Annotated in this window: 13 protein-coding genes; 6 read left to right on the forward strand and 7 right to left on the reverse strand. The window is 73.6% G+C overall.

The window, feature by feature from the left end; translation table 11 throughout:
• Positions 1-63 precede the first annotated feature (63 nt).
• On the reverse strand, positions 64-2,361 hold the full coding sequence (locus HC362_RS18800; RefSeq protein WP_243085122.1) for an acetate--CoA ligase family protein: 2,298 nt from the start codon (positions 2,359-2,361) through the stop codon (positions 64-66).
• Positions 2,362-2,569: 208 nt separating this feature from the next.
• The gene (locus HC362_RS18805) at positions 2,570-3,727 is read right to left on the reverse strand and encodes an NAD(P)/FAD-dependent oxidoreductase (protein WP_243088692.1); all 1,158 of its coding nucleotides are present in this window, start codon (positions 3,725-3,727) and stop codon (positions 2,570-2,572) included.
• 101 nt (positions 3,728-3,828) lie between these two features.
• On the opposite strand from HC362_RS18805, the gene HC362_RS18810 reads away from it, so the two are divergent.
• Together HC362_RS18810 and HC362_RS18815 are read left to right on the forward strand one after the other, a co-directional pair.
• The gene (locus tag HC362_RS18810) at positions 3,829-4,341 is read left to right on the forward strand and encodes a Zn-ribbon domain-containing OB-fold protein (RefSeq protein WP_243085123.1); all 513 of its coding nucleotides are present in this window, start codon (positions 3,829-3,831) and stop codon (positions 4,339-4,341) included.
• Between the two features lie 40 nt (positions 4,342-4,381).
• Positions 4,382-4,870, forward strand: coding sequence for a GNAT family N-acetyltransferase (locus tag HC362_RS18815; protein WP_243085125.1), 489 nt, complete (start codon positions 4,382-4,384; stop codon positions 4,868-4,870).
• A 48-nt stretch (positions 4,871-4,918) separates the two neighbouring features.
• Here the strand turns inward: HC362_RS18815 and HC362_RS18820 are convergent, their stop codons facing one another.
• Positions 4,919-6,130 carry an acetyl-CoA acetyltransferase gene (locus tag HC362_RS18820; RefSeq protein WP_243085126.1) on the reverse strand — a complete coding sequence of 404 codons (1,212 nt, stop codon included), beginning with the start codon at positions 6,128-6,130 and terminating at the stop codon, positions 4,919-4,921.
• A gap of 142 nt (positions 6,131-6,272) precedes the next feature.
• On the opposite strand from HC362_RS18820, the gene HC362_RS18825 reads away from it, so the two are divergent.
• Both HC362_RS18825 and HC362_RS18830 read left to right on the forward strand, forming a co-directional pair.
• Positions 6,273-7,664: an acyl-CoA dehydrogenase family protein gene (locus HC362_RS18825; protein WP_243088694.1), complete on the forward strand. Its 1,392-nt coding sequence runs from the start codon at positions 6,273-6,275 to the stop codon at positions 7,662-7,664.
• Positions 7,664-8,179, forward strand: coding sequence for a nitroreductase/quinone reductase family protein (locus HC362_RS18830; protein WP_243085128.1), 516 nt, complete (start codon positions 7,664-7,666; stop codon positions 8,177-8,179). The genes HC362_RS18825 and HC362_RS18830 overlap by 1 nt, the downstream gene beginning before the upstream one ends.
• Positions 8,180-8,182: 3 nt before the next feature.
• On the opposite strand, the gene HC362_RS18835 is transcribed toward HC362_RS18830, so the two are convergent.
• Positions 8,183-8,830: a TetR family transcriptional regulator gene (locus HC362_RS18835; protein ID WP_243085129.1), complete on the reverse strand. Its 648-nt coding sequence runs from the start codon at positions 8,828-8,830 to the stop codon at positions 8,183-8,185.
• Between the two features lie 306 nt (positions 8,831-9,136).
• On the opposite strand from HC362_RS18835, the gene HC362_RS18840 reads away from it, so the two are divergent.
• The gene (locus HC362_RS18840) at positions 9,137-12,187 is read left to right on the forward strand and encodes a PQQ-binding-like beta-propeller repeat protein (protein WP_243085131.1); all 3,051 of its coding nucleotides are present in this window, start codon (positions 9,137-9,139) and stop codon (positions 12,185-12,187) included.
• Between the two features lie 141 nt (positions 12,188-12,328).
• Here the strand turns inward: HC362_RS18840 and HC362_RS18845 are convergent, their stop codons facing one another.
• Entirely contained in the window at positions 12,329-12,922 is a 594-nt protein-coding gene (locus HC362_RS18845) for a hypothetical protein (protein WP_243085134.1), read from the reverse strand.
• A 190-nt stretch (positions 12,923-13,112) separates the two neighbouring features.
• Between HC362_RS18845 and HC362_RS18850 the strand changes: the two genes are divergently transcribed.
• Complete coding sequence (locus HC362_RS18850; RefSeq protein WP_243085136.1) at positions 13,113-13,694, forward strand: hypothetical protein; 582 nt, start codon at positions 13,113-13,115, stop codon at positions 13,692-13,694.
• 59 nt (positions 13,695-13,753) lie between these two features.
• Here the strand turns inward: HC362_RS18850 and HC362_RS18855 are convergent, their stop codons facing one another.
• Both HC362_RS18855 and HC362_RS18860 read right to left on the reverse strand, forming a co-directional pair.
• A complete protein-coding gene (locus HC362_RS18855; protein WP_243085137.1) occupies positions 13,754-14,539 on the reverse strand; it encodes an enoyl-CoA hydratase/isomerase family protein in 786 nt (261 codons plus the stop codon).
• Positions 14,536-15,009, reverse strand: coding sequence for an OB-fold domain-containing protein (locus tag HC362_RS18860; protein WP_243085138.1), 474 nt, complete (start codon positions 15,007-15,009; stop codon positions 14,536-14,538). Before HC362_RS18860 ends, HC362_RS18855 begins: the two co-directional genes overlap by 4 nt.
• Positions 15,010-15,013: the final 4 nt, after the last annotated feature.

Here is a 15,013-nt window from a genome sequence, read left to right on the forward strand (position 1 = left end):
AACGTGCAGCTCCTTTCACGGGCGCCGTGGCGCCGCTCGGTGCCGGGCGGCCGCCGCCGGGGCTCAGCGGCAGACGGCCAGCGCGTCGAGCGCCACCGCGCCCTGCCCGCGCTCCAGGACGACCAGCGGGTTGATATCCAGCTCGGCCAGCCCGCCGCCACCACTCCCGGTGCCGGTGCCGGTGCCGGTGCCGGTGCCATGGCCCGGGCCGGGGTCGGCCCTGCCCAGCTCCAGCGCCATCCGCTGCACCCGCAGGACGACCTCGACCAGCGCGTCCACATCGGCGGGCGGCCTGCCGCGCACGCCCTCCAGCAGCGCGGCGCCCCGCAGTTCCCCGAGCATCGCGCGTGCCTGGTCCTCACCGAACGGCGGGACCCGCACGGCGACATCCCGCAGCACCTCGATCAGGACGCCGCCCATCCCCACCGTCACGGTCGGCCCGAACAGCTCGTCCTGGGTGATGCCGACGGCCATCTCCACGCCCGGGGCGACCAGCTGGCACACCAGCACGCCGTCCAGCTCGATCTCCTCGACGCGTGCGATCTCCGTCAGCTCCCGGTAGGTGTCGCGCACCTGGCTGGCCGAGGTGAGCCCGAGGCGGACGAGGCCGTACTCGCTCTTGTGCGCGAGCTGCGGTGCGGACGCCTTCATCACCACCGGGTAGCCCACCTGCGCCGCCGCGCGCACCGCGCCGGCCGCGCTGGTGCACAGCTGCTCGCGCGGTACGCGAATCCCGTACGCGCGCAGCAGTTGCTTGCCCGCGTGCTCGCTCAGCTGATGTCCAGGGCGCAGCAGTGCCTGGGCCTTGCGCAGCGAGGGGGAGGCGGTGCGGGGCGCCTCGTCGAAGGGCGAGCGGTAGGCACGGGTGAAGCGGTGGTGGTCGAGGTAGGCGCGGACGGCGCGCACACAGTTGCCGAAGGTGCGGAAGGTCGCCACCCGGGAAGAGCCCAGCAGGGTGTGCCGGTAGGCGTCCTCGGTGCCGACGGGGGATCCCCATATGACGCAGACCGGTTTGTCCGTCTCCTCGGCTGCGGCAACCAGGTCCCTGGCCAGCTTGTCGCTCATCGGGGGGAAGGGGCCGGTGATGGGACAGACGAGCACCCCGACGTCCGGGTCGGCCAGCAGCGCGTCGATGATCTTGCGGCCGCGCCAGTCGCCCACCGGGTGCCCGCCGCTGTCGACGGGGTTGGCGACCGAGAGGTCAGCGGGAATCCACTGGTGCAGCTCGGCCTGCTTGGCGGCGGAGAGAGCGGGCAGCCGCAGCCCCTCTGCGGTGGCCAGGTCGGCGAAGTGGGCCCCGGTGCCGCCCGAGATGGCATAGACGGCCACTCCCTCGGCGCGCGGCGGCCGGGCGCGGGCCAGCAGCGCGGCGGTGTCCTGGAGCTCGTCCAGCCCGGCCACGCGGATGACGCCGAACTGCCGCATCGCCGCGTCCACCGTGACGTCCGCTCCGGTGAGCTTCCCGGTGTGCGAGGCGGCGGTACGCGCACCGGCCTCGGTGCGGCCCACCTTCACGGCGACGACGGGCACACCGCTGCGCGCGGCACGGTCGGCCGCCAGCAGAAAGCCGCGGCCGTCCTTGAGCCCTTCCACATACGCGGCGACGGCCCCGACCTCGGGCAGGGTGGCGAAGTAGGAGAGGAAGTCGGCCGTCTCCAGGTCCGCCTCGTTGCCGGTCGGTGCCCAGTGCGAGAGACGGATGCCCAGCTCCTGGAGGGCGAAGAGGGGGCGCCCCTGGTGGCCTGACTGTGTGATCAGCGCGATGGCGGGCCCTTCGAGGTCGTCGCGGAAGTGCTCGAAGGCGTTGAGGTTGGTGTTCGGGCCCAGGAGCCGCACCCCGGAGCGGGCGGCGCCCTCGGCGAGCCGCACCTGCGCGGCCCCGCCCTCCTCGCCCGTCTCGGCGAAACCGGAGGCGAAGACGACGGCGAACCGGGTCCTGGTCCCGGCCAGCTGCTCGACGACGGGCAGCGGGTCGGCGACGAGCAGTACGGCCACGTCCACCGGCTCGGGCAGCGCGGCGACGGTGGGGACGCAGGGCAGTCCGAACACCTCGCGGCGTTGGGGATGCACCGGGTGCAGACGGGCACCGACGCGCTGGGCCCACGCCAGCAACTGGCGGGTGATGCCCGCGTTGGGGCGGCTCTCGGCGTCCGAGGCGCCGACGACGGCCACGGCCTCCGGGTGGAAGAACCGGTCCAGGTCGGGCACGGGCGCGTGCAGCGGGCGTCCGCTGACATCGAGTGCGACGTCGGCGGCGCCGTCGGCGCTGCTGTGCACGGCGCCGCCGGTACGCCCGCCGCAGGCCAGCACCCGGGCCGAGCGGGGGGTCATGGTGAGGGTCCCGTGAGTCGATCCGAGCATGTTCTCTCGCCCACTCCCGTGTGGTGGCCTGCCGGGGACTGGCGCCTCCCTGGAACTGACGCTCTGTCAGATTACTGAATTGACACTGCGTCAGTAACCCCCTGGCGGTGGCCCGGCCTCACCCGGCCCCACTCGGCCTCACCCGGCCCCACTCGGCCTCACCCGGCCCCACTCGGACTCACCCGGCCCCGCCCGGCCTCGCCCCGCCTCACCCGGCCGCGCGCGCCACCGCCCTGGCTATCCGGCGGGCGTCCAGGGCGAGTTCGCGCAGGCCGCCGCTGAGCGGGTTGGAGAACCCGTTGAAATACAGGGCGGGAGCCGCGGGGTGGGTGCGGCGACCGTGGACGCGGGGCACCCCTCGGGAGTCCAGCACTTCCAGGTGGCCGACCAGCTCATCGAGACCGCGCCGGTACCCGGTGGCGGCGATGACGACTTCGGGCGTCACCGTGTCCCCGTCGGCCAGCAGCACCTTGCCGTCCTCGAACGACTCGACGGCGGCCACCGGCTCGACCTTCCCATGCAGCACCGCGTCCACCAGGCCCACGTCGAGCACCGGGACGGCGCCCTGCCGCGCCCGGGTGTACAGGCCGGCGTCGGGGCGCGGCAGCCCGTAAGGGGTCAGGTCCGGCACGGACAGCTTGGTCAGCGGCGCCGCCATGCGGTCCACCAGCCGTACCGGCAGCCTCCGGCACAGGATGGCGCTGCGCTGCGAGGGCCAGCCGAGGGTGGAGCGTCGCAGGATGTGCGGTGGCGTCCGGACGGCGAGGCGGACGCGCCCGGCGCCGCCCTCGGCCAGATCAGCGGCGATCTCGGCGCCTGTGTTGCCCGCGCCCACCACCACTACGTCGCGGCCCGCGTAGGGCGCGGGGGAGCGGTAGCGGGAGGCGTGCAGCAGTTCGCCGGTGAAGCCGTCGCGGCCGGGCCAGTCGGGCAGGTGCGGGGTGTGGTTGTAACCGGTGGCGACCACGACGGCGGGCGCGGTCAGCCGTCGCCCGCCGTTGGCGTGCAGCACCCATTGCCCGCCTTCGGCGGCCTGTGCGCCGTCGGCTCGCTCCAGCCTGTGCACCTCGACGCCCGTTGCCACCTCGATCCTGTGGTGTGCCGCGTACCGCTCCAGGTAGCGCACGAGGTCGTCCCGGGCCACCCAGCGCCCGTACGCGCGGGGGATGGGCAGGCCCGGGAGCGCGGAATGGGTCCGCGCTGTGTGCAGCCGCAGCCGGTCGTAGTGGCCGCGCCAGGACGAGCCGACGGTGTCGGACCGCTCCAGTACGACCGCGCTGATGCCGCGCTCCCGCAGGGCCGCGGCGGTGGCCAGGCCCCCGGGCCCGGCCCCGAGAATGTGGACGGGTGTGCCGCTGTCGGACATGGGCATGACGACCATCCTAGGTCGGTGGGTCCACCCTTGCGGGCTTACGCGGCAGCGGCTAGAACTGACGCAGCGTCAGGTCGAGCGGGAGGTGCGGCTCCATGGGCGGAACACCGGGTGAGGCGGCACCGGGGGCGCGGCAGCGGTTCGACCTCCCCGGCGTCGACGCGTTCACCGCTCCGTACTGGCGCGCTGCGGCAGCGGGGCGGCTCCTCATCCGCCGCTGCGGGGCCGAGGGGTGCGGCGCCGCGCATCACTACCCGCGCGAGTTCTGTCCGCACTGCTGGAGCGAGGACGTCGACTGGGAGGAGGCGGACGGACGGGCGACGCTCTACACCTGGTCCGTCGTCCACCGCAACGACCTGCCGCCGTTCGACACACGTGTTCCGTACGTGGCCGCCGTCGTGGAGCTCGCGGAAGGGCCCCGGATGATGACGGAGATCACCGGATGCCCGCCGGAGTCGCTCCGGGTGGGGATGGAGCTCAGGGTGGCCTTCCGCCGTGCGGGCGGCACGGAGGCAGAGGCCGAGGAGGGCGCCCGGGAGCGGGAGCGGGGGAGCCCCCCGGAGCCCGTCGTGCCGGTCTTCCGGCCGGCCCCCGGCCGGCGCGGATAGTCGCTGGCGGCATCGGGGGCGCGTGCCGCATCCTGGGCCGGTGCAGATCCGAACAGCCACCGAGGCCGACTGGCCCGCCATCTGGCCCTTCTTCCAGCGCATCGTCGCCGCGGGGGAGACCTACACCTATCCCCGCGACATGGCGGAGCCGGACGCCCGCGGCACGTGGATGCTCCAGCCGCCCGGCCGCACCGTGGTGGCCGTGGACGACGCCGGGAGCGTACTGGGCTCCGCCAAGATGAACCCCAACCACATGGGCGGCGCTTCGCACATCGCCGGGGCCAGCTTCATGGTCGACCCGGACGGCGGCGGCAAGGGGGTCGGCCGGGCGCTGGGCGAGCATGTGCTGGAGTGGGCTAAGCGGGAGGGCTACCGGGCGATCCAGTTCAACGCCGTGGTGGAGACCAATACCCGTGCCGTCGCACTGTGGAAGTCGCTCGGTTTCGAGATCGTCGGCACCTTGGAGGAAGGCTTCCTGCACCCGAAGCACGGCTATGTGGGCCTGCACATCATGTACCAGCGCTTCTAGGCCCGCTGTGTCGCCGGGTCGCGACTGGCGGCGGCCTCATGGGTGCCCTCAGTCACGCCCCAGTACCACCGTTCCCGAGGAGCAGAACCAGCCGCCTGTTCCGGAGGCGACGGCCAGTTCGGGCAGTGTGCCGTCCCGTCGGCGGACCTGTCGGCCCTCGCCCGCCTCGCCGCGCAGTTGGCGTACCGCCTCGACCAGCAGGAACAGGCCGCGCATACCGGGATGGCAGGCGGACAGACCGCCGCCGTCCGTGTTGACCGGCAGCTCGCCGTCGCGCAGCAGCCGCCCCTGCTCGACGAGCGCGCCGCCCTCGCCCTTGGCGCAGAAGCCCAGGTCCTCCAGTGTCACCAGGGTCATATAGGTGAAGGCGTCGTAGATCTGCGCCAGGTCGATGTCCTGCGGGGTGACTCCGGCACGCGTGAACGCCGCACGTCCTGAGGCGGCTGCCGGGGAGACGGTGAAGTCCTCCCACTCGGACATCGTCGTATGGGAGACCGCCGTGCCGGAGCCGAGAATCCACACCGGCTCGGTGGCCAGGTCGGGCACCAGGTCCTCGGCGACGAGCAGTACGGCGCAGCCGCCGTCCGAGCGCACACAGCAGTGCAGTTTGGTGAACGGGTCGGCGATCAGCGGTCCGGACAGTACGTCGTCGACCGTGATCGGTTCGCGGTACAGCGCCTCCGGATTGGCCGCCGCGTTGGCGCGGGCCTGGACGGCGACCTGGGCGAGCTGTTCGAGGGTGGTGCCGTACTGGTGCATGTGCCGCCGGGCCGCCATCGCGTACTTGGCGACGAGCGTGTGCCCGTACGGCACCTCGAACTGCAGGGGACCGTGCGCACCGAAGGACAGGTTGGCGGTGCGGCGGCGGGCCTTGAGATCGGCACGCGCTGTCGAGCCGTAGACGAGCAGCACGGCGTCGGCCCGGCCCTGCGCGACGGCGTCGGCCGCGTGGGCCGCCATCACCTCCCAGGTGGCGCCGCCGACGGAGGTCGAGTCCACCCAGGTGGGCCGCAGACCCAGATACTCGGCGACCTCCACCGGCGCCAGGGTGCCCAGTCCGGCCGAGGCCAGACCGTCCACCCGGGAGCGGTCGAGCCCGGCGTCGGCCAGGGCGCGGCGGGCCGCCTGTGCGTGCAGTGCGTACGGCGTCGCCGTCTCGGCCCGCTCCGTGTCGACCTTCCCGGTGTCGGAGAGAGCGACTCCGGCGACCGCGACGCGGCGGCCGGTGCGATGGATGCTGCGGGTGTCGGCGACCGGCATGGAGCTGACGGTACATCAGCTCTGTGCTCCGACGGCAGGGTGCGTGCCTCGACGGCAGGGTGCGCGGCTCTGGGCTTCCCGCCCGGCCCTCTCTAACATGACGCCTCGTCAGTTCACCGTCTGTCCCGAGGGGGCGCCGCCGATGGATACCGCGTTCACCGAGGAGCAGGAGCAGCTGCGGCGCACCCTGCGGCAGCTGCTGGCGCGCCGCTGCGGGCCCGACGAGGTGAAGGCAGCCGCGCTCACCCCCGAGGGATACGACACCGCCCTGTGGCGCACCCTCACGGGCCAGCTCGGGCTGCCCGGCCTGGCGCTGCCCGAGGCGTACGGCGGCGTCGGCTGCGGCACCCTCGAACTGGCCCTCGCCTGCGAGGAGGCGGGCCGCGCGCTGCTGCCCTCACCGCTGCTGCCGACGGCCGGACTCGCGGCGCCGCTCATCGCCGCGCTGGGCACCGTCGACCAGCGCGCCCGCCTGCTGCCCCGCCTCGCCTCCGGGGAGCTGACCGCGGCCCTCGCCGTGCCGGGCAGCGCTCTCGCCCCGGCGCTCGGACTGACCGACTCCGCCGCCCTTGGCTGGGCCGGCGGCGAGCGCGCGGGCGGCGTACAGGCGACCCGCAGCGCCGGGCACACCGGGAGCCCTGGGCACGCCGGGGATCGTGGGCCCGCCGGTGGCACTGCGCACACCGGGCGCTCGGATGCGGGCTGGCGGCTGTACGGGGAGGCGGACCAGGTGCTCGGCGGTCACAGCGCCGGTCTGCTGCTGGTCGCCGCACACGCGGGCGGCTTCGCGCGCAGCCGGACGATGCTCTTCCTCGTCGACTGCGGCGACGCGGACAGCGGCGGGGGTGTCGGCCGCCTCGTACGCACCCGGCAGACCGCGCTCGACGGGACGCGCCCCGTCGCCCGCGTGCAGCTGCGCGACGTCCCCGCCGCGCCGCTCGGTGACAGCGTCGAAGACATCTGCCCGGCGCTGACGGCGGCGGGGCCGCGGGTCGCAGCGGTGCTGGCCGCCGAGGCGGTGGGGGCCGCCGACGCCGCTCTCGCCCGTACCGTCGAGTACGTCAAGGTGCGTGAGCAGTTCGGGCGACCCGTCGGCTCGTTCCAGGCGGTACGGCATCGGCTGGCGGACGTCTACGTGCAGGTGCAGGCGGCGCGCTCGGCCGCGTACTACGCGGCGTGGGCGGCTGGTGGCCGGACGGAGCGGGCCGGGCGGACGGACGGCGATGCCGCAGACGGCGGTGGTGCAGACCGCGATGCCGCAGACGGCGATGGCGCGACTGCCGAGGGGGCGGCCGAGGGTACGGCCGGGGGGACGGCGCTGGCGCAGGGGCTGGAGGCGCTGCGGCTGGCCGCCGCCGAGGCGGTGCAACTGCACGGCGGTGTGGGTTTCACCTGGGAGCACGAGGCGCACCTGTACTTCAAGCGTGCGGCGGGCGACGAGCTGCTGTTCGGGCCCGTGCACCGGCTGCGCGCGTGTGCCGCGGAGCGTGCGGCACTGTTCGAGCTTCGCGAGGGACAGGGGGTCGCTGTCTGATGGCCGGGAACAGCGGCTTGAGGCTGGTCCAGAAGACCTCGTCCACCAGAGCGTTCGCACGGATCGCACCCCATGTGATCCCGGCCCTGGACCGGGCGGTGCACCGGCTGTCCGGCGGCAGGACGATGCTCAGCACCCAGCTGCTGCCCGGCATCGTGCTGACCTCGACAGGAGCGAGGAGCGGACAGCCGCGGCGTACGCCACTGGCGTGCATGCCCGAGGAGGAGCGGGACAGCTGGCTGCTGGTGGGCAGCAACTTCGGCAGGCGGGAACATCCGGCGTGGACGGCGAATCTGCGTCGGCACCCGGAGGCATGGATCAACTACCGGGGAAGGGACATCCCGGTACGGGCACGGCAGTTGGAGGGGGACGAACGAGAGGAGGCGTGGCGGGAACTGCTGCGGTTCTGGCCGCCGTATGCCGTCTATCAGGCGCGGATCGAACGGCGCATCCGTATCTTCCGTCTGGAACGCCGGGCTGGGGGGACGAATCGGCCGGGTCGGCGGACGGACTGACGGTTACTTGGCGGGCTTCTTGCCGGTCACGCCGAGGTGGACGAGGAGGGCGAGGCTGGGCTTGAGCTCGGACTGCTTGACGCCCCAGCTCTGGAAGCCCTTCTGGTGGCCGGCCACGGAGGCGAGCATGGCGACCAGGGAGCCGGCGACAGCGGCTGCGTTGATCTCCTTGTCGACCTTGCCCCGGGACTGCAGATCCTTGATCGCGTCGGCGAGGGAGTTGTTGACCGAGTTGAGGATCTTCATGCGGATCTTGTAGAACCGCTTGTCGCCCTCCGCCGCGCCCAGATCGACCACGCGCAGGATCGCGTCGTTCTTGCGCCAGAAGGTCAGAAAACCCTCCACCAGGTCCTCGGCCGTCTGCCTGCCCGCCTTGCCCACCCAGGAGCGGCCGGCCACCAGCTCGGTGAGGCCCGCACCCTCCTTGGCCATGGCCTCCGCGATCTCCAGGACGGCGCCCTCGACATCGGGGAAGTACTGGTAGAAGGTCGCCGGAGAGGTGCCGGCTCTCCGCGCCACATCGATGACCTTGACGTCGCGGTAGGGCGACGAGCTGAGCATCTCGCTGAGGCAGTCGAGCAGCTTCTGCCGCGTCGCCTGACCGCGGCGTCCGGCCACCCTGCCGTCGACGGTTCGCACTTGTCCTGTCATGCCGTCAGCTTACCGAGGGGTGATCCGCCCGCGATTCTTCAGCGGGCAAATGGGGTGCGCTCCGGTTGTCGGCGGCCGAGGGGGCAATTGGGGTGATACGCAATCAAGGCCGCGTGCCGGATTCTCCGGGTGATTCCGGGCTTTGTCGGACCACGAAGACACTTACGTGCCGCCCCCGGGTTCGCAACCGGCGCGTTCGCCAGGAAGAATCGGCGTCCGGACCGCCAGGTCCGGCACGGCAGTGAGAGGCTGCACGGGGCGGGAACGGGCAGATTTTACGGCCCCTACGGGGAGGTGGCAGGACAAGTGGTGGAGCAGCTTACACAGCACGATCCGCGGCGGATCGGCCCGTTCGAGGTGCTGGGCCGTCTCGGTTCCGGCGGTATGGGGCTGGTCTACCTCGCACGCTCGGCGTCCGGCCGCCGCGTCGCGATCAAGACGGTGCGCACCGAACTGGCGGAGGACCAGCTCTTCCGGGTGCGCTTCACCCGCGAGGTGGAGGCGGCGCGGGCCGTCAGCGGCTTCTACACCGCCGCCGTCGTGGACGCCGACCCGCGCGCGGCCGTGCCGTGGCTGGCCACCGCCTATGTTCCCGCGCCCTCCCTGGAGGAAATAGTCACCGAGTGCGGACCGGTGCCCGTCCAGGCCGTGCGCTGGCTGGCGGCGGGCGTCGCCGAGGCGCTGCAGTCCATTCACGGCGCGGGTCTGGTGCACCGCGACCTCAAGCCGTCCAATGTGCTCGTCCTGGAGGACGGCCCCCGCGTCATCGACTTCGGCATCGCCTCGGGCGTCTCCAACACCCGGCTGACCATGACGAACGTCGCCGTCGGTACGCCCGCCTACATGTCGCCCGAGCAGGCGCGCGACTCCCGCAGCGTCACCGGGGCCAGCGACATCTTCTCGCTCGCCTCGACACTCGTCTTCGCCGCCACCGGGCACGCGCCCTTCCACGGGGCCAACCCCGTGGAGACGGTCTTCATGCTGCTGCGCGAGGGACCCGACCTGGAGGGGCTGCCGGACGAGCTGCGGCCCCTGATCGAGTCCTGTATGCGGATGAACGCCGAGGAGCGGCCCACGCCCGCGGACCTGCAGGCACAGCTCGCGCCGCACCTGTTCGGCGCCGGCAGCGACGACAGCGGCACGGTCTCGGCGTGGCTGCCGTCCACGGCCGTCTCGCTGATCGAGCGCCGCAGGGGCGGCCGTGCGATGCGCAGGCAGAACGCGGCGGCCGCCGCGGCGGGCGCGGGCGCGGCAGGCTCCGGGTCCGGGTCCGGTGGCCAGGGGAGCGGCAACGGTGACGCGGGCGGCTCCGGCGACGCGGTGGGCGCAGGCGCGAACGCGGGCCCGGGCGCTGGTGCGGCTGCCGCCGTCGGTGGTGGCGGTGGTGGCGGCGCCGACGGTGGCGGTGCGGGCTCCGCGCTGGGGTCCGTGGGACCCGGCGGGCCCCCGGCCGCCGGGCGCTCGGTCGCGGGCCGGGAAGCGGCAGCCGCGGGGCCCGGTGCGGCGTCCGGCAACGCGGCGGCCGCGCCGGGTGCCGCCGAGTGGGACCAGGGCATCCCGGCCGGCCCACGCGCTGTCGGAGGCGCTTCCGGCGCTTCCGGCGCTTCCGGCGCTCCTGGCTCCCCCGGTGGCGCCCCTGGCACTCCGGGCGGCTCCGGGGGCTCCGAGCCGGGTCAGGGCTCCGGCTCGGGGCCCGTGGTCTCGCGTCCCGCCTCTCAGCCGGCGAACGCCGACGGCGCGTCCGTACAGCTCGCCGGCGGACAGGTGCCGATCGGCCCAGGGCCACGGCGCCCCGACGAGACCGGACGGGACTCGGAAGCCGCCTCGACCTCCGGCTGGGTGCGCCCGCCGGGTGGCGGCCAGGAAGGCACCCCGCAGTCCTCGGCGGCGCAGCCCTACGCGCAGCTCCCGCACCAGTCGGCGCCCTCGGCGACCCCCGGAGCGTCCGCCGCGTCGGCGGCTCAGGCCGCCCCGGCGGGGGCGCCCGCCCCCGCGCCGTCCGCCCCCCACCCGCTGGCGCGCCCCTACGGTGCACCCGGGCCCCGGCACGCCGGAGGCTCCGACCAGGGGCTCGCCCCGCCCCCGCCCGCCGTACCGCCGTTCCAGCAGCCGTCGGCCGGGGTGCCGGCACAGCCGTCGTCGCCCGCGCCGCACGCCGTGCAGTCCCCGCCGTCGGCGGGCCCCGGCCGGCCGGGCGGCACGGGGCCGCAGCCGGGCGGCCCGCAGCGCTGGCGGCCCTGGCGGTTCCGGATGTCGAACGACGTATGGGGCTCGCCCGTCGTCGCCGACGACCTGGTGTACGTGACCTCGTTCGAGGTGCACGCGCTGGATGTGGCGAGTGGGCGCAGACAGTTCAAGACGCGGGAGGTCGCCTGGTCGATGACGGTCTCCGGCGGGCGGGTGCACGCCTCGGACGGGCCCAGCCTGTACGCGCTCGACGCCACCGACGGCTCGGAGCGCTGGCGGCTGGCCACCGACGGCTGGGTCTACTCGCTCCAGGTCGAGCGCGGCACCGTGGTCACCGGCACCCGGGGCGGCGGCGTCCAGGCCTGGGAGGCCGCCAGCGGCGAGAAGCTGTGGGAACTGACCGGCGCGCAGGCCGACTTCGAGACCCCCGAGGCGGGCCCCGTCATCGCCGAGGGCGTCGTCTACACCTGGGCGGACGGGCGGCTGTACGCGCTGGAGGCGCGTACCGGTGCCGAGCGGTGGACGTATCCGGTCGGTGACGCCTCCGCGACGGGTGGCGTCCCCGTACGGGTGACCACGGCCGAGGACGGGGCCGTGTATGTCTGCGCGGGCTCCCGGGTGTTCGCGCTGGACGCCGCGACGGGCCGGGAACGGTGGCGGTTCGACGCCCCGGCCGCCTTCCTGTGCCCGCCCGCCTTCGTCCCGGGGCCCGGGGTGACGGGCGGCGGCGTCTACCTCGCGGACTATCTGGGCACCGTCTACGCGCTCGACTCCGGCAGCGGCCACGACCGCTGGCGCATCGCCACCGAGGCGCGGCACTCGACGGAGCCGGTGGTCACCGCCGACGGGCTGGTGCACCTGGGCAGCGGCAGCGCCCTGTACACCCTCGACGCGGTGAGCGGAACGCCGCGTTGGCGCTTCGCGACGGGCGCCGATGTGGTGGGAGCGCCTGTGGTGGCCGACGGCCGGGTCCACTTCGGGTCGGCCGACCACTGCCTCTACACCGTCGACGCGGTCGGTGGCCAGCTCCGGTGGAAGCTGGCCACCGGTGGGGAGATCACCGGGTCGCCGGTGGCCGTCGGAGGTGTGGTGTACGCGTGCAGCAAGGACCGTTGCGTCTACGCGCTCGATGCCACCAAGGGAACCGGTCAGGCCCGCCATTCCGGTTGAGCCTTCGCGGCTGCGCCGGGGCCGGGCAGGGCGTGCCCCTTGCTGTCGTCTGCCGACTGCGGGTGTTCCCCCAGCCTCCGGCCGGGAGGTGCCCCCAGGCTTGCTCGCGCAGTTCCCCGCGCCCCTGACGGGGCGCTCCGCTCAGGCCGCGTCGCGGTGGTCGTCCTCCGCCTGGGGGCCCTTGAACGGGCGGCCCGGGGGCGGGGCGCCGGGCTCCGGGGGCGGAGGGCCCGCGAACGGCTGTTCCAGCGTGTCCTCTTCGGGCCCGCGCGAAGAGGACACCCCAGCGGGCGGCGCCGCGTGCCGTCCCCGGGCCGCACCACGCCGGCCCGTCATCAACGCGGACGCGAGCAGCAGCAGGAATCCGCTGCCGAGGGCGAGCCCGGCACCGGATGCGAGCCCTCCGGTGTTTCCGGCGGAGAGGCTTCCGACGGCCTGCCCCTGCCGCACCATCCACAGGATGGTGAAGCCCAGCGCCAGCACGCCCGCCACTCCCACGACCGACCGGGAGCGGAACAGCACGCCGAGCACGGCCACCACCGCGACGACCAGCATCAGTACGAACAGGCCGCTGAACAGGGCCGCGTCGGCGCTGGTGATGCCACCGGGCTCGAAGAGCTCGGGGATGCGGAAATCACGCCCGGGACGGCCGCCGTACCACGGTCGGAAGGGGCTGTACACGGCGGCCGCCGCTCCGAGGAGGGCGAGCAGCGACCCGATCACGTTACGGATCATGGTCTCGCCTCGCTTTCCGGCGCCGCTCCCGGCGCCGCACGGGTGCGTGATCCGTATTCGACGCTACGCCGCCGGGAACCCCCTCGCCACTGCTGGCGTCTTGAGGCGGTGATAGTAGTTGTACTGCACGCGACAAGTACCGGGGTCGGTTCCGGTGCGTCGCGGCACGCTTACTCATCGGGGGAGTCACATGAAGCGGATGCGCCATCTCAAGCTGCTCGCCGCCGTCACCCTTGTGCTGGTGGCGCTGAGCGGATTCAGCCCGGCCCGCTCGTCGGGCGGCCACAGCGGCGGCAGCAGCAAGAGCCGCAGCAGCGGCGGGCACGGTGGCGGTGGGTGCAGCAGCAAGAAGTCCAGCAGCCACAGCTCCGGCGACTACGACTACGACAACGACTACGACGACGACTACGGCAGCAGCGGCGGCTACACCTCCGGGAACACGTCCAGCGGTAGCTCCAGCAGCACCTCCAGCGGATCGAACCGCGGTCAGGCCCGCGGGTCCGGCACCATCGCCCAGTGCGTCGCGGCCCAGGGCAGGAACCTCGAGGTCAAGAAGGAGCCCGGTGCCACCGTCCGGGTCCGCAACTCGGGCACTCGCAAGGGAACCTTCACCGTCAACGTCAACTTCCGCGACGTGAACGGCGAGATCGTCGACACGGGCTCCGCCGTGGCCGTCGTACGGGCGGGCAGCAGCAAGACCGTCGAGGTGGCCATGGAGCACCCCGAGGACATGCGCAAGGTCAAGCAGTGCGAGGTCAGCTCGGTGCAGTAGCGCCCCCCGTATCGGTGCAAATAGCGCCCCCGTAAGGGGTGCGGTCCGCCGGACACGGTTCAGCGCACCCGGGGCGGCCCACCCTTGCGACGCGCTCCGAAGAGTTCCGCCTGCTGCAACGGCGGCACGTTGCCGAGGGCGATCAACGGCGCCGCGAGTGCCCTCGCATGGTCGCGGGCGGCTTCTCGCGCGGCCCATACAGCGCGCACCGTGCCCTGGACGGCTCCGGGCGGGTAGGAGGCCAGCGTCCGGGCGCAGCGCAGTGCCGCTTCCAGCGCTCCTCCGGTGGGAGCGAGTTCGGAGACCAGGCCGGTCTCGTAGGCGCGGCGTCCGGAGATCCGTTCGGCGGTGCCCATCAGTGCCATCCTGGCGGCCTCGCCGAACGGCATCAGCTGTGCCATGCCCATGGCCTCGTACGCGCTGACCATTCCGTAGCTGGTGTGGGGGTCGAAGAAGGCGGACTCCTCGGTCGCGACCAGGAACTCCGCCTCGCTCAGCAGATAGAAGGCGCCGCCGCAGGCCATGCCCTCGACGGCGGCGATGACGGGTATCCACAGATCGTTGCTCTTGGGCCCGATCCGCAGCAGCGGGTCCTCGACGGCGAAGGGCGCGCAGGGCTGGGGTACGGCGCCCTGTCGCGCGACGGCGGCGCGGTCGATGCCCGTGCAGAAGGCCCGGCCGCCCGCTCCGGTGACCACCGCGGCGCGTACCGAGCCGTCGGTGCGCAGGTCGCGCCAGATGCCGGCGAGGGATCGCGCGTCGGCCAGGTCGAGCGCGTTGTGCTTCCCGGGGTTGTCCAGTGTCACCGTCGCCACGCCGTCCTGCCGTTCGACGTGGATGGTCACGGCCGCTCCAGCATCCAGCGGGGCACGGTCATCCGCCGCTCGCCGTGGGCGACTTCGCGGAAGACCACCCGTACCGGGGCGCCGATGCGCAGTTTGCCGGCGGCTGCGGGGCCCAGTGGCGCGTCCGGCGCGGCCACCAGGTTGCCCACCAGCCGGATCGCCGGATCGTCGGCCAGTTCCACGACGAGGACGGCGTAGGGGGCCGCTTCGGCGTAGCCGGGTAGCAGCGGGGGATGGGCCACCACGTACGACCAGATGCGGCCGCGCCCGCTCATGCGCTGCCACTCGCTGTCGAACGACTGGCAGTGCGGACAGCAGGGCCGGGGCGGGAAGCGGCGCTCCCCGCAGCGGGAGCACGCCTGTACGCGCAGTTCGCCGTCGGCCGTGTAGGACCAGAAGGATGCTCCGTCGTCGTCGGGTACGGGCAGCAGCAGTCCGGTCTCCGCAGGGCCGGTCACAGTGGTGGTCATGGCT

Origin of the sequence: Streptomyces sp. 891-h, from assembly GCF_022760275.1 — a bacterium.
Taxonomy (GTDB): domain Bacteria; phylum Actinomycetota; class Actinomycetes; order Streptomycetales; family Streptomycetaceae; genus Streptomyces; species Streptomyces spirodelae.

Coding starts and splice junctions, on each gene's coding strand:
- HC362_RS18800 (WP_243085122.1), bottom strand. CDS start 2,361: ATGCTCGGATCGACTCACGGGACCCTCACCATGACCCCCCGCTCGGCC.
- HC362_RS18805 (WP_243088692.1), bottom strand. CDS start 3,727: ATGTCCGACAGCGGCACACCCGTCCACATTCTCGGGGCCGGGCCCGGG.
- HC362_RS18810 (WP_243085123.1), top strand. CDS start 3,829: ATGGGCGGAACACCGGGTGAGGCGGCACCGGGGGCGCGGCAGCGGTTC.
- HC362_RS18820 (WP_243085126.1), bottom strand. CDS start 6,130: ATGCCGGTCGCCGACACCCGCAGCATCCATCGCACCGGCCGCCGCGTC.
- HC362_RS18825 (WP_243088694.1), top strand. CDS start 6,273: ATGGATACCGCGTTCACCGAGGAGCAGGAGCAGCTGCGGCGCACCCTG.
- HC362_RS18830 (WP_243085128.1), top strand. CDS start 7,664: ATGGCCGGGAACAGCGGCTTGAGGCTGGTCCAGAAGACCTCGTCCACC.
- HC362_RS18835 (WP_243085129.1), bottom strand. CDS start 8,830: ATGACAGGACAAGTGCGAACCGTCGACGGCAGGGTGGCCGGACGCCGC.
- HC362_RS18845 (WP_243085134.1), bottom strand. CDS start 12,922: ATGATCCGTAACGTGATCGGGTCGCTGCTCGCCCTCCTCGGAGCGGCG.
- HC362_RS18850 (WP_243085136.1), top strand. CDS start 13,113: ATGAAGCGGATGCGCCATCTCAAGCTGCTCGCCGCCGTCACCCTTGTG.
- HC362_RS18860 (WP_243085138.1), bottom strand. CDS start 15,009: ATGACCACCACTGTGACCGGCCCTGCGGAGACCGGACTGCTGCTGCCC.